This is a genomic window from Mycobacterium riyadhense (assembly GCF_963853645.1).
Taxonomy (GTDB): Bacteria; Actinomycetota; Actinomycetes; order Mycobacteriales; family Mycobacteriaceae; genus Mycobacterium; species Mycobacterium riyadhense.
The window spans coordinates 1,339,465-1,359,411 of record NZ_OY970456.1; the positions used below are offsets into that span (position 1 = coordinate 1,339,465).

Consider the following 19,947-nt stretch of genomic DNA (forward strand, 5'->3'; position numbering starts at 1 on the left):
CGACGGCGTGTCGCTGTACAGACACGCACGCTCGCGAGAGAGAGGCTAAGCCGTGGTCCCCGGGCCGATATTGCGGGCCGGACGGGTGCGCAGGTCGTGAACGTAATCGGCTGGGGCGCCGGCGATTTCGGCGGCATCGGCCATGACACCCAGATAGCGCGCTGACGGCAGCCCACCCTCCCAGGCATCCAGTACGTACAGCCAGGCCAGCACGGGATCGGTTGTGGTGTCACTGGATAAACGCTCCACGCGACAGCGGATCTTCTTGTGGACGCCGAACTCGGAGCCCTCCCACTGATCAAGGTTGCGCTCGTCCGACGGCGTCATGTCGTAGAGCACGACGAACACCTTGGAATCGGGATCCTCGACGACGGTGGCCAGAGCCCCTTCCCAGCCGATGTCTTCGCCGCCGAACGTCAGCCGCCACCCGTGCAGCCACCCGGTTCCGGCCATCGGCGAGTGGGGCGCCCGCTTGAGCATCTGCTCGGGATGCATGTTCGACCCATAGGCTGCGTAGAGCGGCACGGGGAAAGCTTAAACAACGCACCGGCGCGCTAGGTTAGGCCTGTGGTGACACGCATAGTGATCCTCGGCGGGGGACCGGCCGGTTACGAGGCCGCATTGGTAGCGGCAACCTCTCACCCCGAATCAACCCGTGTCACCGTCATCGACTCCGATGGCATCGGCGGGGCGGCCGTGCTCGACGACTGCGTGCCGTCCAAGACCTTCATCGCCTCCACCGGCCTGCGCACCGAACTGCGCAAAGCGCCGCAATTGGGCTTTGACATCGACATCGAGGACGCCAAAATCTCGTTGCCGCAAATCCATGCCAGGGTCAAGTCCCTGGCCGCGGCACAGTCGGCCGATATCACCGCTTCGCTGAAGAGCATGGGAGTGGAGGTGATCGCCGGTCGGGGTGAGCTGGTCGATCCCACCCCCGGGCTGGCGCGGCACCGCATCAAGGCGACCCATTCCGATGGGGGGCCCGACGGCCCCATCACCAGCGAGCACGACGCCGACGTGGTGCTGATCGCCACCGGCGCCAGCCCCCGCATCCTGCCGTCGGCCCGGCCCGACGGCGAGCGCATCCTGACCTGGCGGCAGCTCTACGACCTCGACGCGCTGCCCGAGCACCTGGTGGTGGTCGGCTCGGGGGTCACCGGTGCCGAGTTCGTGCACGCCTACACCGAGTTGGGCGTGCAGGTGTCGGTTGCCGCCAGCCGGGACCGGGTGCTGCCGTACGAGGACGCCGACGCCGCGCTGGTCTTGGAAGAGTCGTTCGCCGAACGCGGCGTGCGGCTGTTCAAGAACGCGCGCGCCGCGTCGGTCACCCGTACCGAAGCCGGGGTGCTGGTGACCATGACCGACGGCCGCACCGTGGAGGGCAGTCACGCCCTGATGACCATCGGGTCGGTCCCCAACACCAGCGGCCTTGGCCTGGAACGCGTCGGCATCGAGCTCGGCCCCGGCGACTACCTGACCGTGGACCGGGTGTCGCGCACCTCGGTGCCGGGCATCTATGCCGCCGGCGACTGCACCGGTCTACTGCTGTTGGCGTCGGTTGCCGCGATGCAGGGCCGGATCGCGATGTATCACGCGCTGGGCGAGGGGGTCAGCCCGATCCGGTTGCGCACGGTGGCCGCGACGGTGTTCACCCGCCCCGAGATCGCCGCCGTCGGCATCCCGCAATCGGCGATCGACGACGGGACGTTCAGCGCCCGGACCATCATGCTGCCGCTGCACACCAACGCGCGGGCCAAGATGTCCGGGGTGCGGCAAGGGTTCGTCAAGATCTTCTGCCGGAAGTCCACGGGCGTGGTGATCGGCGGCGTGGTGGTGGCGCCGATCGCATCCGAGCTGATCCTGCCGATCGCGGTCGCCGTGCAAAACCGCATAACCGTCAACGAGCTGGCCCAGACACTCGCCGTTTACCCGTCGTTATCCGGTTCGATCACTGAGGCCGCTCGCCGCCTCATGGCACACGACGATCTGGACTGAAGGCCAACTCACGGCGGCATAAGCAACTAGCCTTGGCTAAGCAACGCCTACCCACCGGTAACCGACAGGAGTCCTTAGTCGTGAGCAACCCGATCCCCGGACCGGAGAGCGACCAGGTCTGGCCCGCCGCGTCGCTGGGCCCTGAGCAGCGCGCGTTGGCCTGGGAGCGACTCGGCACCGAGCAGTTCGACGTGGTGGTGATCGGCGGCGGTGTGGTGGGTTCCGGCTGCGCGCTGGATGCCGCCACCCGCGGACTCAAAGTGGCGCTGGTCGAGGCGCGCGACTTGGCCTCCGGCACGTCGAGCAGGTCGTCGAAGATGTTCCACGGCGGCCTGCGCTATCTCGAGCAACTGGAATTCGGGCTGGTGCGTGAGGCGCTCTACGAGCGCGAGCTGTCGCTGACCACGCTGGCGCCGCATCTGGTCAAGCCGTTGCCGTTCCTGTTTCCGCTGACCAAGCGCTGGTGGGAACGCCCCTACATGGCCGCGGGCATTTTCCTCTACGACACCCTCGGCGGCGCGAAATCGGTTCCGGCGCAAAAGCATATGACTCGCGCCGGTGCGTTGCGGTTAAGCCCCGGCCTCAAACGCAGTTCGCTGATCGGTGGTATTCGCTACTACGACACCGTCGTCGACGACGCCCGCCACACCATGACGGTCGCCCGCACCGCTGCGCACTACGGCGCGGTCGTCCGGTGCTCCACCCAGGTGGTCGCATTGCTGCGCGAAGGCGACCGGGTGATCGGCGTGCGGGTCCGCGATTCCGAGGATGGCTCGGTCACCGAGGTCCGCGGCCACGTGGTAATCAACGCGACCGGGGTGTGGACCGACGAGATTCAGGCATTGTCCAAGCAGCGCGGCCGGTTCCAGGTGCGCGCGTCCAAGGGCGTGCACGTCGTGGTGCCGCGGGACCGCATCGTCAGCGACGTCGCAATCATCCTGCGCACCGAGAAGTCGGTGATGTTCGTCATCCCCTGGGGCAGTCACTGGATCATCGGGACCACCGACACCGACTGGAACCTCGACCTGGCGCACCCCGCGGCCACCAAGGCCGATATCGACTACATCCTGCAGACGGTCAACACCGTGCTGGCCACCCCGCTCACCCACGCGGATATCGACGGCGTCTACGCGGGCCTGCGGCCGCTGCTGGCCGGGGAAAGCGATGACACTTCCAAGTTGTCCCGGGAACACGCCGTGGCGGTGCCGGCGGCCGGCCTGGTCGCCATCGCGGGTGGCAAGTACACCACTTATCGGGTGATGGCGGCCGATGCCGTGGACGCCGCGGCTGAGTTCATCCCGGCCAGGGTCGCGACGTCGATCACCCAAAAGGTGCCGCTGGTGGGCGCGGACGGCTACTTCGCCCTGATCAACCAAACCGAGAACGTTGGCGCTACGCGAGGTCTGCACCCCTACCGGGTACGCCACCTGCTGGACCGCTACGGCTCGCTGATCGACGAGGTCCTGGCATTGGCGGCCAAAGACCCCAGCCTGCTGGGCCCGATCAAGGAGGCGCCGGGCTACCTGAAGGTGGAAGCCCTCTACGCCGTCACGGCCGAGGGTGCGCTGCATCTCGAGGACATCCTGGCCCGACGAATGCGCATCTCGATCGAGTATCCGCACCGCGGTGTCGACTGCGCCCGGGAGGTCGCCGAGCTGGTCGCGCCGGTGCTGGGGTGGAGCGCCGCGGACACCGACCGGGAAGTCGCGAACTACAAGGCGCGGGTGGAGGCGGAGATACTGTCACAGGCGCAGCCCGACGACGTGTCGGCGGATGAGTTGCGGGCCAGCGCGCCCGAGGCGCGCGCCGAAATTCTCGAGCCGGTACCCCTGAGTTGAGACCCGCGCCGCTGCCGGTTCGCGACGGATTGGGGCCCGCGCGGGTGCGGCTGCGTGGCGGAGGAGTGCTGGACGAGCTGAACGCGCGATTCGGCGCGGCAGCCCGCGCGAAAGTCCTTGCCGGAGAAGTCGTCGACGCCCGCGGCCGCGTGGTTGATGAAACCACCGTGCTGGCCAGCGGCTCGCACGTGTATCTCTACCGTGAGCTGCCCGCCGAAGTGCCGGTGCCCTTTGACATTCCGGTGCTCCATCGGGACGCGGACATCGTGGTCGTCGACAAGCCGCACTTCCTGGCCACCATGCCCAGGGGCCGTCACGTCGCGCAGACCGCGCTGGTGCGGCTGCGCCGGGAACTGGATTTGCCCGAGCTGAGCCCGGCCCACCGGCTGGACCGGCTGACCGCCGGCGTGCTGCTGTTCACCACTCGGCGCGAGGTGCGCGGGCGGTACCAGACGCTGTTCGCGCGGGGCGCGGTACGCAAGACCTACCTGGCCCGGGCGGCCGTTGACCCGGCCCTGGAGCTGCCGCGCGTGGTTCGAGACCGCATCGTCAAGCGGCGGGGCAATCTGCAGGCTGTCTGTGAGCCCGGCGCGCCTAACGCGGAGACGTTCGTGGAGCTGTTATCACCAGACGGTCTGTATCGGCTGACGCCGCGCACCGGACGCACCCACCAGTTAAGGGTTCACATGGCATCGCTGGGCCTGCCGATCGTCGGAGACCCGTTGTACCCGAAGGTGCTTGACATAGCCGACAACGACTTCAGCACGCCGCTGCGACTGCTGGCGCAGCGCATCGAGTTCAAGGATCCTGTGACCGGTTCGCCCCGGGAATTCGTCAGTCGCCGAGAAATCTAGGAGTCAGCTCATGGGTGAGGAAAACGCGCTAGTCATTGTCGCCGGCTATCAGGACCTCGAGGCGGCTCGTCACGACTTCGAAAACCTCACCGGTGGGGCCACCGCCAAGACCGTTCCGCTGCAGGATGCGATGCTGGTCGGCAAGGACGCAAAGGGCGAGCGGGTGGTGCTCGACAGCGGGAATCGGCTCGCCCGCAAGGGCGCGGTGTGGGGCGCTGGCGCGGGTCTGGCGCTGGGTTTGTTTTCACCGGTGTCGTTGGCCACGGCCGCATTCGGCGCCGCGACCGGAGCGTTGGCCGGCAGTGTCGTCAACAAGCGGGTCAAAGGCGGGGTGGCTGACAAGATCGGCGAAGCGATGGCGGCGGGCAGTGCGGTGATCATCGCGGTCACACCGGCCTCGGGCCGCCTGGCGGTGGAGCAGACCTTGGCCGGCTCACCGATGAAATCGGTTGCCGAAATGAGCCATTCGACGCTGCGCAGCTTCGGCGGCGCGCTGCGGGAGGCGATGGATAAGTTCAACCCGGACCGCACCAAGCTGCCGATACCGCAGCGCAACTTCGGCGGCACGATCGGTCGCACCACGGCGGACTCGGTGGGGGACTGGACGATTGTCCCCGGCGCCAACGCGCCCGACGGTGCACCCAATGTGCTGATCGTGCTGATCGACGACGCCGGGTTCGGTGGCCCGGATACCTTCGGTGGCGGCATCCGGACCCCGACGCTGTCTCGCGTGGCGCAGAATGGGCTGGCGTACAACCGCTTCCACGTCACCGCCGTGTGCTCACCGACCCGTGCGGCGTTGCTGACCGGACGCAACCATCACCGGGTGGGTTTTGGATCGGTGTGCGAGTTCCCCGGGCCTTACCCGGGCTATTCGACGGTCAAGCCGCGCAGTTGTGCCGCACTGCCGCGCATCCTGCGCGACAACGGTTATGTGACAGGCGCTTTCGGCAAGTGGCACCTGACACCGGACAACGTTCAGGGGGCAGCCGGGCCGTTCGACAACTGGCCGCTGGGCTGGGGCTTCGACCACTACTGGGGGTTCCCGTCGGGCGCCGCCGGTCAGTACGACCCGATCATCAGCCAGGACAACTCCGTGCTTGGCATACCCGAAGGACGAGACGGCAAGCCCTATTTCTTCCCCGACGACCTCACCGACAAGGCCATCGAGTGGCTGCACACCGTGCGTGCCCAGAACGCCACGAAGCCGTGGATGATGTACTACTCGACCGGCGCCACCCATGCGCCGCACCACGTGTTCAAGGAATGGGCCGACAAGTACCAGGGACAGTTCGACGAGGGCTGGGATGTCTACCGGCGCAAGACTTTTGAACGGCAGAAGCAGCTGGGGATCATTCCGCCGGACGCCGAACTGACCGAGCGGCCCGACCTGTTCCCGGCGTGGGACAGCCTGTCGGAGACCCAGAAGAAGCTCTTTGCGCGGCAGATGGAGGTGTTCGCGGGATTCTCCGAAAACGCCGACTGGAACGTCGGCCGCCTGCTCGACGCGATCGAGGAACTTGGCGAGTCGGACAACACGCTGGTCTTCTACATCTGGGGCGACAACGGCGCCAGCATGGAGGGCACCAACACCGGTTCGTTCAACGAGATGACGTTCCTCAACGGCCTGGATCTCGACGCCGACAAGCAGCTTGCGCTCATCGAACAGTACGGGGGGATCGAAGCGCTCGGCAACGAGTTCACCGCGCCGCATTTCGCGAGCGCGTGGGCACATGCCAATAACACCCCGTTCCAATGGGGCAAGCAGATGGCCAGCCACCTGGGCGGCACCCGTGATCCGATGGTGGTCGCCTGGCCGGCACGGATCCGGCCGGACGGCGTGCTTGGAGTCCGGAGCCAGTTCACCCACTGCATCGACATCGCCCCAACGGTGTTGGAGGCCATCGGTTTACCAGAGCCGACCAGTGTGGACGGCTTCGAGCAGGAACCGATGGACGGCACCAGTTTCGTGCACACCTTCGACCCGAGCGTGGCAGCGGCGGCCGAAGACCGCCACACGGTGCAGTACTTCGAAAATTTCGGCAGCCGCGCCATGTACAAGGACGGCTGGTGGGCGTGTGCTCGCCTGGACAAGGCGCCGTGGGACTTGTCTCCGGAGACGATGCAGCGGTTCGCGCCCGGGAATTACGACCCCGACGACGACGTGTGGGAGCTGTATTACCTTCCCGACGACTTCTCACAGGCCAAGAACCTGGCAGCCGAACATCCGGACAAGGTCGCAGAGCTCAAAGAGCTGTGGTGGCAGGAAGCCGAGAAAAACCGGGTGCTGCCATTGTTCGGTGGGCTCGCGGTGATGTTCGGCGACCTGCCGCCACTTCCCACCACCGCACGGTTCAGCTTCCCCGGAGGTGTGCAGAACATTCAGCGGGGCATGATCCCACGTATCTTCGGCCGCTCCTATGCGATCGAGGCGCGGCTGCAGGTGCCCGACGACGGCGCCGAAGGCGTCATCGTCGCCAACGCCGACTTCATGGGTGGGTTTGCCCTGTGGGTGGACGAGGGGCGCCTGCTACATCACACCTATTCGTTCCTCGGCATCGAGACCTATCGGCAGGTATCCACCGAGCCGATCCCCACTGGCGATATCACCGTGCGGATGCTCTTCGAGTCCGAGCAGCCGGTCGTCGGTTCCGGCGGCCGGGTGACACTGTGGGCCGACGATCGGTTGATTGGCGAGGGTGAGCTGCCGCAAACGGTGAGCCTGGCGTTTACGTCCTATGCCGGGTTGGATGTCGGCCGCGACAACGGCCTGGTCGTCGATCGCGATTATGAGGACAAGGCGCCGTATGTGTTCACCGGAACGGTCAAGGAGGTCGTTTTCGACCTCAAGCCCCTGCCTCTGGACGCGGAGCGGGCGCTGCACGAGCATGCATCGGTGCAGGCGGTGGGACAGGGCGCGGCGGGTTAGCCGGCAGGTCAAACGGCCAACGACTATGTGTGGTGGTGCCTGGGGCAGTACGCGGCGATGCTGAGGCCGACAAAGAACCCGGCGTGATAGCCGTCCAGGTTGCCGCCATTCGTCATGTCGGTCGCCACGTCGGCTTTCTGCCGACCTTGATCGAGTTCGTCGCACACTTCGTGGCCGGCAACTATCGCGGCTTTCGGTGACCCGAAATTGATTCCCTTGGAGTTCACGGCCTTCAGGAATGCGTCATCGACGCCGTCGGCGTGTGCGGTTGGGATCGCTATGCCCACGAGGCCAAGCAGCGCGACCACCAGGGCAAGGCCGGTCAAGAGTGATCGCACGGATGGAACCTCCCTTCTGCGCTGACGGCAAGCCAAGCCGCTGGGCTATAACGGGAGGTGAACCCGTCGGAAACAATGGCTGAACTCGTCAATGCCCTTGCTACTATGCCTCATGACTGCGATCAAGACGGCGTCATTCCAAGGAATTGAATTGAAACCCAATCGATTTGGCGCTGCGCTGAGTATTCTGACCGCTGGTGCGGTGATGCTGTCGGCATGTGGCAGTGACAACAACGCCAGCGGAGGACGCGCACCGACTCCCACGTCGTCGGTGACGGTGGCCTGCGGCGGCAAGACGACGCTGAAGGCCAGTGGTTCCACCGCGCAGGAAAACGCAATGACCCGATTTGCCAAGGCTTTCGAACAAGCCTGCCCTGGGCAATCTTTGAACTACACGGCCAACGGTTCCGGCGCCGGGGTCAGCGAATTTATAAGCAGTGAAACCGATTTCGCTGGCTCGGACTCGCCGCTGAGCAAAGACGAGTACAACGGCGCTGGGCAGCGGTGCGGCTCGCCGGCGTGGAACTTGCCTATGGTGTTCGGCCCGATCGCCATCGCTTACAACGTCAACGGTCTGACTTCGTTGAACCTCGACGGTCCGACTGCCGCCAAGATCTTCAACGGCGGCATTACCGCCTGGAACGATCCTGCGATCCAAGCATTGAACTCGACTACTACCTTGCCCGCCGAGCCCATTCGTGTCGTGTTCCGCAGCGACGAATCCGGGACCACGGATAACTTCCAGCGATATCTCGATACCGCTTCGGGCGGCGCGTGGGGCAAGGGTGCAGGAAAGCAATTCAAGGGTGGCGTCGGTGAGGGTGCCAGGGGAAACGGTGGCGCCGCGGTGGCCGTTAAAGACACCGAAGGGTCGATCACCTACGTCGAATGGTCATTCGCGCAGACGAAACAGTTGAACACGGCTAAGGTCATCACGTCGGCGGGTCCGGAGCCCGTTGCGATCAGCACGGAGTCGGTGGGAAGGACGATTTCGGCCGCTTGGTTCACCAGGGAGGGTAACGACCTAGCGCTCGACACGATCTCGTTCTACCGGCCGAACGAGCCCGGCTCCTATCCGATCGTGCTAGCGACGTATGAAATCGTGTGCTCGAAGTATCCCGATGCGCAGGTCGGTACGGCCGTAAAGGCATTCCTGCAAAGCACGATCGGCGCGGGCCAAAATGGTCTGGCTGACAACGGGTATGTCCCCGTTCCGGACCGGTTCAAGTCGCGGTTGTCGACCGCGGTCAACGCCATTTCGTAGCGACGCGCAATGTTCCAGGGCTTTTACCGCCGTAGTCAACCCAATGTTCCAGAAAATTTTCTTTCATAGTCAATTAACTACGTTGTGGAGTTCACAACATTGCCTCCCGAGGTGACCTCGGCGCTGATCCACTCGGGACCCGGTGCGCAATCTTTGATCGAGGCCTCCGGCGTGTGGCAGCGGCTCGGCACCGACTTGGAAGAAACTGTTGGCGGCTATGTAGCGGTGCTGTCAACACTGGCCGCGGACTGGCACGGTCCGTCCACGTTGGCGATGCTGCAGGCCGCGGAACCTTATCTCAGGTGGATGCGCACTACCGGGCAGCAGTGCCACCAGCTGGGCTCCTCGGCGCAGGCCGCCGCCGCGGCATACGGCTCCACACTCGCGGCGGTGGTTCATCCTGCACAGGTCAGCGCCAACCGAGTCCAATTGGCACAACTGCTGGCCACCAACGGATTTGGCAAAAACCTTGCGGCCATCGCCGAAACCGAGGCGCAGTACGAGGGCATGTGGGTGAACAATTCGGCGGCGATGTATCGCTATGAGGCGGCCACGGCACAAGCGCTTGCGCTTCCTGAGTTCTCGCCCCCGCCTTCGATTGTCGATCCGGCGGGGTCGGCGGCTCAAGCCAGTGCGGTGTCTGCCGCTGCGGTAGCGCCCGCTGACGCTGTCGCTCCGCCGGTGTCTCCGGTGGATTCGATATTGCAGGCGATTGGCGTCACCTTCGACCCCAACCAAGGCTGGTTTGGGCTGGCGAACACCTACGCCAACCAGTTCGTATCGTCTGGATTTCCGATTAACCTGCTCAGCTACATGGCGCAAAACACGTCGGCCCAGGCGCTGACGTCGGTGGCCCCCGATATCGCCGCGGGCCTATCGGAGGGCGAGGCGGCGCTAGGAGAGTCGGCGGCCAGTTTGTCCAACGCGGCCAGCGCCCTTGGCGCGGCAGAAGCGCCCGCCGCGGCGGTGGGCGTCGGAGTTCCGATGGGCAACCTCACCGCGCCGCCCGCCGCGGTGGGGTTGTTGACCACTGCGCAAACGCCGGTGCAACTTGCGTCGGCGGCGTCACCACTGCCCGCGGGGGAATCCGGGTTTCCCATGCTTCCGCCGCTAATGCCGCCGCCGATCGCGGCGGGCAGTGGGTGGCGCAAACGCAAGCAGCAGAAGTACGAAGATCTCGCGATGGGCTTGGAGCTCAAGGGGACGTTCATGCCGAAACCGCCATCGGCGGGATGAGCCTGATGTGGCAGCGGTAACTTGGCCGTCATGCCATGGGCGCGATTGCTGTCGGTTGCCGTTCTCGTGGCGTGCCTGGTCGGGTGTGGCGAGCGGCACGTCGCGGCGGCGGCCCGCGCTCGGGACCAGCCCGGAACATTTCAGTTCGGCGGCTTGAACCGGACCTATACGGTGCACGTGCCGCCGGGCCCGCCCGTCGGGCTGGTGCTCAACCTGCACGGTGGTGGTGGCACCGGCACCGGACAGCAGGCGCTGACAAACTTCAACGCCGTCGCCGACAGCACCAACCTGGTCGTGGTCTATCCCGACGGCTACGACAAGAGCTGGGCCGACGGCAGAGGGGCGTCACCGGCGGACCGCCGTCATCTCGACGACGTTGGGTTTCTGGTGGCCCTGGTTGGCAAGGTACGGAACGAATTTGGCGTTCCCGCCGGGCATGTCTTCGCGACCGGCATGTCCAACGGCGGCTTCATGTCCAACCGCCTGGCTTGCGACCGAGCCGATGTGTTCGCCGCCATCGCGCCAGTGTCCGGCACACTGGGCGTGGGTGTGGCGTGCAATCCAACACGGCCGGTGTCGGTTCTGGACGCGCACGGTACCGCCGATCCGATCGTGCCGTTCAATGGCGGGAAGGTTCGTGGCAGGGGCGGGGTCAGCCAGGCCATCTCGGCTACCAGCGTGGTCGATCGATGGCGGGCTATCGATGGCTGCCAGGGCGACCCGTCGGCAGTGGACCTACCAAGCGCGGGCGACGGAACCCTCGTGCGCAGGTTTGACTCCGCGGCGTGTACGGCCGGCACCGAGGTTGCCTTCTACCAGATCGACAACGGCGGACACACCTGGCCCGGCAGCAAGCCGTATCTGCCGAAGGCGATCATCGGGTCCACCACCCGCGCGTTGGATGGCTCCCTAGTCATTGCGCAGTTCTTCCTGGCACACGGCCGGGAATAGCGGGGGCTTAGCCCTGATTGCTCGGCTCCTCCTCGCCGCTACGCGGCTGGGGGTGCCCCCACCTCACTCCGCTTCGCGGAGAGCATCGTTGCCAAGCTCAGCGCTGGCAGGTGGGACACCAATAGGCGACCCGTTCGCCGGTGCCTCCGGGGTTTCGGTGTTCGATCCGCGTACCGCAGCGTCGGCAGCGTTGCCCGGCGCGCCCGTAGACCCACAGCTGCCGGCCTGGGCGGGTGTCGCCGGTGGTGCAGCGGCTCCAGCGGAAGCGGTTGGCCCACAACATATCCCGGGCGCGCGAAACCATACGCCTCGGATCGGTTATCGCGCTGACCGGCGCGGTCGGCAGCTGCCCGCTGACGAAACAGAGTTCGTTGCAATAGACGTTGCCGATCCCGGCCATCACACGCTGGTCGAGCAACGCCTCGGCGATCGGCCGATCCGGATCGGCCATCAGGTTGGTGGCGGCAAGCTTGGGATCCCAATCCTCGCCGAGTAGATCGGGCCCCAGATGCGCGACGACGTCACCGTCATGGTCCCGTTCGAGGATCTCCAACACGCTTAGGTCGACACCGACGGCGCGGATGGTGCCCGCTTCCAGGATGATTCGCACGCGGTGATCCACCCGCACCGGCCGGTCGCCGACGCGCCAACTGCCGTCCATCTTCAGATGGGAATGAATGCTGGCCGCACCGATCCTGATGAACAGATGCTTACCCCGACTGAGCACCTCGTCGACCACAGCCCCGGTGAGGTCGACGGTGGCAAACCGTGGCACGCGGATGTCGCAGCGCGTCAGGGTACGGCCGGCCAAGTGCTGCCGCAGGGTCGCCGCGGTGTGCCAGACGGTGTCACCCTCGGGCATGCCTACCGCAGCCGCAACCCACGTGGCGTTCGGGCGAAGCCGGCGTCCGTCAGCGCCTCCGTCACCGGGGTCGATCCGCCTGGTTGTAGAACCGGTACCCCGTTGACGCGCTCGATCAGGATGGACGCGACGCGCCGAGCCGCGACCAAGTCGGCCAGTTCGCTGGCCGCCGCGTGATTGGCCCCGGCGTCGTCGGTGAACGTCAGCAGTGACCGCCCGCCGCGTTCTAAGAACCAGGCCAGCTCGCCGTCTACCAGCACCACCAGCGCCCCGGCCTTGCGCCCCGGCCGGGCGGCCCCCCTGGAATCGTCGTCTTCGGAATTGGGCCAGGGCAGGGCAGCGCCGTAGGGGTTGGCCGGGTCGGCGGCGGCCAGCACCACGGTCCGGTACTCCGGCCGTTCGGGGTCGACACTGTCGAGGAAGCCGCGCAGCCGGTCGACGGTCGACGTGACGGCGAACTGCGCGCCCCCCAACGACTCGACGAAGTAACCACGCTGGCACCTGCCGGCGTCCTCGAACCCACTCAGCACCTTGTAGAGGGTGGCGAACCCGCCCGGCACACCCTCGGCGGCTACGGCGCCCTTGGTCAGCACGCCGTATCGGTTGAGCAGCAGCTCGGCCTGGTAGTGGGCCCGCAGCGTGGAGTCCGGCTCGGGAGGCGGCAGCGCCGACCACCGACCGGCCACCGTCGGGTCGGCGGTGCGTGCCGCGGCGTGCGCGACGCTGTAGCGGCTCAGACGCGGTGGGCGGTGTGTCCGGTGCGCCGGCAGGGAGGGTCGGCCACGCTTGCGACTGCCCGGACCGCCGCCGAGTATCGCCCGTACCGGCGCGAAGGTGTCGCCGGTGACCCAGCCGGCCCAAATCAATTCCCACAGGGCGGCTTTCAGCTCCGCCTCCGGCGGCCCGGTCTGGCAGAGCTGCCGGAAGAAGTACGCGCCGCCGCCGGCTAGCGCGTCCAGGATCGCCCGATGGGCGTCGGTGAAATCGATCTCGACCGGCGCGGTAAGCGTCAAGGGCGCCGACTCGGCAGGGTGCAGCGCGATCCAGCCGTCACTACCCGAGATTGGCCCGGCACCCGACCAGGTGACCTCGCCGGCGGCCAGCAGCTCGTCGAGCATCGCGGGGGTGTAGTCGCGGATGCGCGGCGCCAACACGAGCGGTTCCAGCGACGATGCGGGCAGCCGCACCCCGGCGAGCTGATCGATCACGGCGACCAACCCGTCAACCCCCGAGAGCGCCGACGAACCAGAGGTGCCCACCTGGTGCCAGGCCGGCAGAAATCGGCCGTAAGCGGCGGTGCTCACGGGCTCGACCTGGGCCCGCAGCGCGGCCAGCGACCGGCGCCGCAGGATGCGCAACACCTCGGCGTCGCACCATTGCTCGCCGCCGACCGTCTCCACGGTGGCGACGAAGTCGCCGCGTACCAGGCGACCGTCACTTGCCAACCGGCCCAACACATCCGCGGTGACCCGCAGGCCCAGGCCGAACCGGCGGGCGGCCTCGGCTGTGGTGAACGGGGTGTGGGTGCGTGCGTAACGACCGAGGAGCTCGCCGAGCGGGTCGGTGACCGCCTCGGTGAAGCTGGCCGGCACGCCAACCGGAACCGCCGCGCCCACGCCGTCACGCAGCCGGGCGATGTCCTCAATGGCCACCCACCAGCTGTGGCCGGCGAACGACACCGTCAGCGCGCGCCGACCCGCGCGCAGGCCTTCCAGCCATCCGCCGACTGCGGGAGCGGTCGCTCGGGCGGCGACTTCTTCCTCGGTGAGCGGACCCAACAGCCGCAGCAGATCCGCCACCCCTTCGGCATCGCGGGCGAGTCGGTCGGTCGACAAATGCTGCAACTGACGGCCGGTCGCGGCGATGACCTCGGGATCGAGCAGCTCGCGTAGCTCGACCCGGCCCAGGAGCTCGGCCAGCAGGGTGCTGTCCAGCGAGAGCGCCGCGGCGCGACGCTCCGCCAAGGGGGCATCGCCCTCGTACATAAATGCGCCGACATACCCGAACAACAGTGATGCCGCGAACGGGGACGGTCTCGCCGTTTCTGCCTCGAGCACCCGCACCTTGCGCTGGGCGATCTCGCTCATCAACCGCACCAGGGTCGGGACGTCGTAGACGTCCTGCAGGCATTCGCGGACGGTCTCCAGCACGATGGGGAAGTCGGGATATTTGTGCGCCACTTCCAGCAGCTGGGCGGCCCGCTGTCGCTGGTGCCACAACGGTGAGCGGCGGCCCGGATGCCGGCGCGGCAGCAGCAGCGCGCGGGCCGCCGCTTCCCGGAATCGCGCAGCGAACAAAGCGGAGCCGCCCACCTCGGCGGTGACGATCGGGTCTATCTCCTCGGCGTCGAAGACGAACAACTCGGCTCCGGGCGGGGCCTCACCCCCAGGAGACAAGCCGATGTCGGGCAACCGCACCACGATGCCGTCGTCGGAGGCGGTCGGTTTCTCGTCGATGCCGTAACGTTCGTGCAGCCGCCGGCTCACCGCGAGCGCCAGCGGCCCGTGCACCGGAAGCCCGTACGGCGAGTGCAGGATCACCCGCCAATCGCCCAGCTCGTCGCGGAACCGTTCGACCAACAGGGTGGTGTCGGTGGGCACTACCCCGGCGGCGGTGCGTTGGTCGTCCAGCAGGGTCCACAGGTTGTCGGTGGCGTAGTCGTCGAAGCCCAAAGTCGCACACCGTTTGCCGAATGCCTTGCGGTCCAGGTTGGCCAGTTCGCCGGTGAAGGCGCCGAGTGCTCGGCCGAGCTCGGCGGGCCGCCCGACGTCGTCACCGCGCCAAAACGGCAATCGGGCCGGCTGGCCCGGCGCGGGAATCACCAGCACCCGGTCGTGGGTGATCTCGGTGATCCGCCAGCTGGTGGCGCCCAGCGAGATCACGTCTCCGGGGCGGGACTCGTAGACCATCTCTTCGTCGAGTTCGCCTACCCGCGAAGGCTTTTCGGAATCGGAAGCCAGGTAGACGGTGAACAGCCCGCGGTCCGGGATGGCGCCGCCGGAGGTGACGGCAAGGCGCTGGGCTCCGGGCCGGGCGATCAGCGTGCCGTTGTCGCGGTCATAGACCAGCCGCGGTCGCAGCTCGGCGAACTCGGTCGACGGGTATTTGCCGGACAGCAGGTCCAAGGTGGCCTCGAACACGCTGCGCGACAGCGTCGCGAACGGGGCGCTGCGGCGCACGGTGTCGAACCACCGGTCGGCGTCCAGCGGCTCCAGCGCGGCAGCGGCCACGGTGTGTTGCGCCAGGATGTCGAGCGGGTTGGCCGGCACCCGCATGGTCTCGATCTGACCGGAAAGCATGCGCTGCACGCTGACCGCGCAGCCCAGCAGATCGGTGCGGTGTTTGGGAAACAGCACACCCCGAGAAATCTCGCCGACCTGATGGCCGGCCCGCCCGATGCGCTGCAAGCCGCTGGCCACCGACGGCGGCGCCTCCACCTGGATGACCAGATCGACCGCGCCCATGTCGATGCCGAGCTCCAGGCTGGACGTCGCGACCACCGCCTTGAGCTGTCCGCGTTTGAGGTCCTCCTCGACGATGGCGCGCTGTTCCTTGCTGACCGAGCCGTGATGGGCGCGCGCCAACACCGTTGGCGCACCGAAGGTCTGGCCGCTGGCCATGATGTAGGCCGGGGCGCCGCCGGCAACCTGTGGGTTGGCGTCGGACGGGAGCGCGACACCGCAGCGCTCTGCGTGAATTTCGTTGAGCCGGGCGGTAAGTCGCTCGGCCAGCCGTCGCGAGTTGGCGAACACGATGGTCGAATTGTGCGATTCGATTAGGTCGACGAGCCGCGCTTCGACATCGGGCCAAATGCTGTCGTTGGCCAGATTGGCCATATCGGGCACCGGCACCTGCACCGACAGCTCGACGGTCTTGGCCGAGGGCGGCACCACAATGGTCGTCGGACACTGACCGGATAAGAATCGCGCCAGCTCCTCGGGCGGACGCACGGTCGCCGACAGCCCGATGCGCTGCGCGCGCCGCCCACCCGACAGGTCATCGAGCCGCTCCAGCGACAGCGCCAGATGCGCGCCGCGTTTGGTGGCGGCGATGGCGTGAATCTCGTCGACGATGACGGTCTGCACACCGGCCAGGGTTTCCCGGGCGGCCGAAGTCAGCATGAGAAACAGCGACTCCGGGGTGGTGATCAACACGTCGGGTGGCCGGGCGATGAGCTGGCGGCGCTGCGCGGCCGGGGTGTCGCCGGAGCGGACCCCGACGCTGATGCTCGGCGGGGGCAGACCGCGGCGCTCGGCGAGCCGCGTCAGCCCCGCCAGCGGAGTGCGCAGGTTGCGCTCGACGTCGACCGCCAGCGCCTTGAGCGGGGACACGTAGAGCACCCGGGTACCCGCCGGGCGGTCGGCTTCGCGGGCCAGCGCATCGATCGCCCACAGGAACGCGGCCAAGGTCTTGCCCGACCCGGTGGGCGCGATGACCAGGGTGTTGTCGCCGTCGGCGATGGCCGCCCAGGCGCTGGCCTGCGCCGGGGTGGGCCCGACGAAGGTGCTGGTGAACCAGTCGCGGGTAGCCGCGCTAAACCTGGCCAACGGATCGACGATCACATAGCCATCGTGCCAACGGGCACCGACAAAAAACTATTGCGGGCGTGTTCTCGCGGTCGCCATCGCCTCGGCCAGTTGGGCCGGAATCTCAGGTACCCGGGCAATCGAGTCCAGCAGCGTGTGCGCGCACGCGTCGGCGAGCCGGTCGGCATCGGTCGTGGGGTCCATGATGCGCTGCCGGCATATCTCGAAGGTGAACGCGATCCAGCCATGAATGATCACTCGCAGGTCGCGCTCGACTTCGGGTGCCAGGGTATTGCTGCCGGGAATCCCGCTGACGACCTCGCCGATGCGGGTCATGATGTGTTCCATCTGCCGGTTTTTGGCTTCGTCATCGATGCCCAGCAGAACCGGGTCCGACCGGCCTAGTCCGACGTATGCGGCCCATGCCGCCTCCGGATTCTGCTGGTGATACGCCATGTAGGCGAGCACGCCCATCCGAATCTCTTCGAACATCGTCATGCCCGCCGGAGGCTCGGTGTTGGTGGCCGCGTACAGCCGGTCGGCCTCGTCCTTGACGACGGCCGCAAAGAACGCCCGCTTGTCCGGGAAGTAGTGGTACATCAGGGCGCGCGACACCCCGGCCCGCTCCGCGATCTCATCGATGCGGACCTCGTCGTAAGGTCGCTTACCGAAGACCTCTGCCCCCAGGGCGAGCAGTTCGGCGCGTCGGTCCTCAGGGGATAACCGCCTCCTGGCTGTCGCCATAAGCAGTGATACTACTCACGCAAAATATGCGCCCCGCTAGAGCCGATGGTGGTGACCCGCTGTCGCCCCGCTTCGCGGCGCTGGCGATCACCACGAGGCCGATGGTGGTGACCCGCTGTCGCCCCGCTTCGCGGCGCTGGCGATCACCACGAGGCCGATGGTGGTGACCCGCTGTCGCCCCGCTTCGCGGCGCTGGCGATCACCACGAGGCCGATGGTGGTGACCCGCTGTCGCCCCGCTTCGCGGCGCTGGCGATCACCACGAGGCCGATGGTGGTGACCCGCTGTCGCCCCGCTTCGCGGCGCTGGCGATCACCACGAGGCCGATGCTCACCCGAACTTCACGCCTTGGGCCAGCGGCAGCTCGTTGGAGTAGTTGATGGTGTTGGTGGCGCGGCGCATGTAGGCCTTCCACGCGTCCGAACCGGACTCGCGGCCGCCGCCGGTTTGCTTCTCGCCGCCGAACGCGCCACCGATCTCCGCGCCCGACGTGCCGATGTTGACGTTGGCGATACCGCAGTCCGATCCGTCCAGAAAGCGTTGCGCCTCGCGCAGGTCTGTGGTGAACATCGACGATGAAAGCCCTTGTGGCACAGCGTTGTTGAGCGCTATAGCGGTATCGAGATCGTCGTAGGTCAGCACGTAGAGGATCGGTGCGAAGGTCTCGGTCGCCACGATGTCCGTTTGCGACGGCATGCGGACCACCGCAGGCGCGACGTAATACGCGCTCGGGTATGCGCTGGAGAAGCCGTCCTGGTGGCGTTGGCCGCCGAAGACCTCGCCGCCGTCGGCGCGCGCCTGTTCCAGGGCGCCCACCATGTCGCGATAGGCGGTTTCGTGGATGAGTGGCCCGACCAGTGTGGCCGGCGCCGACGGGTCGCCGATCGGCAGTTGCCGATACGCGGAGACGACGCGGTCGGTCACATCGTCGGCCACCGAGCGGTGCACGATCAGCCGGCGCAGGCTGGTGCAGCGCTGACCGGCGGTGCCGGCGGCGGCGAACACGATGGCGCGCGCCGCCAGCTCCAGGTCCGCCGACGGCGTCACAATGGCCGCGTTGTTGCCGCCCAGCTCCAGCAGCACCCGCCCGAAGCGCCGGGCCACGCGGGGACCGACCTGCGCACCCATCCGCACCGAACCGGTCGCCGACACCAACCCGATCCGCGGGTCGTCGACGAGCCGTTCGCCCAGGTCGCGCTCACCCAGGAGCAGACCGCTCACCGCGGGCGGAGCACCGACATCAGCGGCGGCGCGGGCCAACAGCGCCTGGCAGGCCAGGGCGGTCAGCGGTGTCAGCTCCGAGGGTTTCCACACCACCGCGTCGCCGCATACCAGCGCGATCGCGGCGTTCCAGGCCCAGACCGCCACCGGGAAGTTGAACGCGGTGATCACCCCGACGACACCGAGCGGATGCCAGGTCTCCAAGAGCTGATGGCCGGGCCGCTCCGAAGCGATGGTGCGTCCGTAGAGCTGGCGCGACAGGCCGACGGCGAACTGACAGACGTCGATCATTTCCTGAACTTCGCCCAGCGCCTCGGACGTGATCTTGCCGACCTCGACCGTCACCAACGTCGCGAGGTCGTCCCTGTGTGCGGTGAGCAGCTCGCCGAGCCGGGCCACCAGAGCCCCGCGCACCGGGGCCGGCGTGCTGCGCCATTGCGAAAACGCCTGGGCGGCAGCGGCGATCGTGTGGTCGGCCTGCTCCGGCGTGGTGGGTGCGACGGTGCACAGCACCTCCCCGGTGATCGGCGTGCTCGCGGGCAGCCCCTCCGAGCCCGGCTCGCCTAAGTCAGCGGCAACGCCGATCGCTTCGAAGGCCTTGAGCACCTGGGCGCGCAACTGATCGGTCATCCTGCTGCCTCCTCGTATAGCGCGTACGGGTCGTGGATCTCGGGGCACGTGACTGCCAATTCGTGAGCCTCATGTTGCGCCGTCGCTGCGATAGTCTCCGGCCATGGGTGAGACGCTCGACGATATCGACCGGATCCTGTTGCGCGAGCTGGTCGCCGACGGGCGTGCCACGCTGTCGGAACTGGCTGCCAGTGCTGGGCTGTCCGTCTCGGCGGTCCAATCGCGGGTGCGCAGACTGGAGTCCCGCGGGGTGGTGGCGGGGTATTCGGCGCGGATCAACCCGGAGGCGGTCGGGCACTTGCTGTCGGCGTTCGTGGCCATCACTCCTCTTGATCCGTCTCAACCCGATGATGCTCCCGCCCGCCTGGAACACATCCAGGAGATTGAGTCGTGCCAGTCGGTGGCCGGCGAAGAGAGCTACATCCTGCTGGTGCGCGTCGAGTCCGCGCGGGCGCTCGAAGATCTGTTGCAGCGGATCCGGACAACCGCGAACGTGCAAACACGCAGCACGATCATCTTGAACACTTTTTACAGTGATCGGCAGCATATACCATAAT

Annotated in this window: 13 protein-coding genes and 1 pseudogene; 8 read left to right on the forward strand and 6 right to left on the reverse strand. The window is 67.1% G+C overall.

Annotation, left to right across the window (positions count from 1 at the left end; all coding sequences use genetic code 11):
- Positions 1-45: 45 nt before the first annotated feature.
- Positions 46-525 carry a gamma-glutamylcyclotransferase gene (locus AADZ78_RS06060; RefSeq protein WP_085251039.1) on the reverse strand — a complete coding sequence of 160 codons (480 nt, stop codon included), beginning with the start codon at positions 523-525 and terminating at the stop codon, positions 46-48.
- A gap of 42 nt (positions 526-567) precedes the next feature.
- Here AADZ78_RS06060 and AADZ78_RS06065 point away from each other — a divergent pair.
- The 4 genes and pseudogenes from AADZ78_RS06065 to AADZ78_RS06080 form a co-directional block, all read left to right on the forward strand.
- A pseudogene (locus AADZ78_RS06065) lies at positions 568-2,060 on the forward strand (NAD(P)H-quinone dehydrogenase); the annotation flags it as partial.
- Between the two features lie 18 nt (positions 2,061-2,078).
- Entirely contained in the window at positions 2,079-3,836 is a 1,758-nt protein-coding gene (locus AADZ78_RS06070; protein ID WP_085251037.1) for a glycerol-3-phosphate dehydrogenase/oxidase, read from the forward strand.
- Positions 3,833-4,690, forward strand: coding sequence for a pseudouridine synthase (locus AADZ78_RS06075; RefSeq protein ID WP_085251036.1), 858 nt, complete (start codon positions 3,833-3,835; stop codon positions 4,688-4,690). The genes AADZ78_RS06070 and AADZ78_RS06075 overlap by 4 nt, the downstream gene beginning before the upstream one ends.
- Positions 4,691-4,700: 10 nt before the next feature.
- Positions 4,701-7,619: an arylsulfatase gene (locus AADZ78_RS06080; RefSeq protein WP_085251035.1), complete on the forward strand. Its 2,919-nt coding sequence runs from the start codon at positions 4,701-4,703 to the stop codon at positions 7,617-7,619.
- 23 nt (positions 7,620-7,642) lie between these two features.
- Here the strand turns inward: AADZ78_RS06080 and AADZ78_RS06085 are convergent, their stop codons facing one another.
- Positions 7,643-7,957, reverse strand: coding sequence for a DUF732 domain-containing protein (locus AADZ78_RS06085; RefSeq protein WP_085251034.1), 315 nt, complete (start codon positions 7,955-7,957; stop codon positions 7,643-7,645).
- Between the two features lie 151 nt (positions 7,958-8,108).
- On the opposite strand from AADZ78_RS06085, the gene pstS reads away from it, so the two are divergent.
- From pstS to AADZ78_RS06100, 3 genes are all read left to right on the forward strand, one after another.
- Positions 8,109-9,221: a phosphate ABC transporter substrate-binding protein PstS gene (pstS, locus tag AADZ78_RS06090; RefSeq protein ID WP_085251082.1), complete on the forward strand. Its 1,113-nt coding sequence runs from the start codon at positions 8,109-8,111 to the stop codon at positions 9,219-9,221.
- Positions 9,222-9,305: 84 nt separating this feature from the next.
- Positions 9,306-10,457 carry a PPE family protein gene (locus AADZ78_RS06095; protein ID WP_085251033.1) on the forward strand — a complete coding sequence of 384 codons (1,152 nt, stop codon included), beginning with the start codon at positions 9,306-9,308 and terminating at the stop codon, positions 10,455-10,457.
- Positions 10,458-10,487: 30 nt separating this feature from the next.
- Positions 10,488-11,408, forward strand: coding sequence for an alpha/beta hydrolase family esterase (locus tag AADZ78_RS06100; RefSeq protein ID WP_085251081.1), 921 nt, complete (start codon positions 10,488-10,490; stop codon positions 11,406-11,408).
- Between the two features lie 97 nt (positions 11,409-11,505).
- On the opposite strand, the gene nei2 is transcribed toward AADZ78_RS06100, so the two are convergent.
- The 4 genes from nei2 to AADZ78_RS06120 all read right to left on the reverse strand — a co-directional run bounded on the left by nei2 (position 11,506) and on the right by AADZ78_RS06120 (position 19,390).
- Positions 11,506-12,270, reverse strand: coding sequence for an endonuclease VIII Nei2 (gene nei2, locus AADZ78_RS06105; RefSeq protein ID WP_085251032.1), 765 nt, complete (start codon positions 12,268-12,270; stop codon positions 11,506-11,508).
- Between the two features lie 2 nt (positions 12,271-12,272).
- The gene (locus AADZ78_RS06110; RefSeq protein ID WP_085251031.1) at positions 12,273-16,832 is read right to left on the reverse strand and encodes an ATP-dependent helicase; all 4,560 of its coding nucleotides are present in this window, start codon (positions 16,830-16,832) and stop codon (positions 12,273-12,275) included.
- 33 nt (positions 16,833-16,865) lie between these two features.
- The gene (locus AADZ78_RS06115; protein ID WP_085251030.1) at positions 16,866-17,540 is read right to left on the reverse strand and encodes a TetR/AcrR family transcriptional regulator; all 675 of its coding nucleotides are present in this window, start codon (positions 17,538-17,540) and stop codon (positions 16,866-16,868) included.
- 329 nt (positions 17,541-17,869) lie between these two features.
- Positions 17,870-19,390, reverse strand: a complete 1,521-nt coding sequence (locus tag AADZ78_RS06120) for an aldehyde dehydrogenase family protein (RefSeq protein WP_085251029.1) — start codon at positions 19,388-19,390, stop codon at positions 17,870-17,872.
- Positions 19,391-19,493: 103 nt separating this feature from the next.
- Here AADZ78_RS06120 and AADZ78_RS06125 point away from each other — a divergent pair, with 103 nt between their 5' ends.
- A complete protein-coding gene (locus tag AADZ78_RS06125) occupies positions 19,494-19,946 on the forward strand; it encodes an Lrp/AsnC family transcriptional regulator (RefSeq protein ID WP_085251028.1) in 453 nt (150 codons plus the stop codon).
- Position 19,947 lies beyond the last annotated feature (1 nt).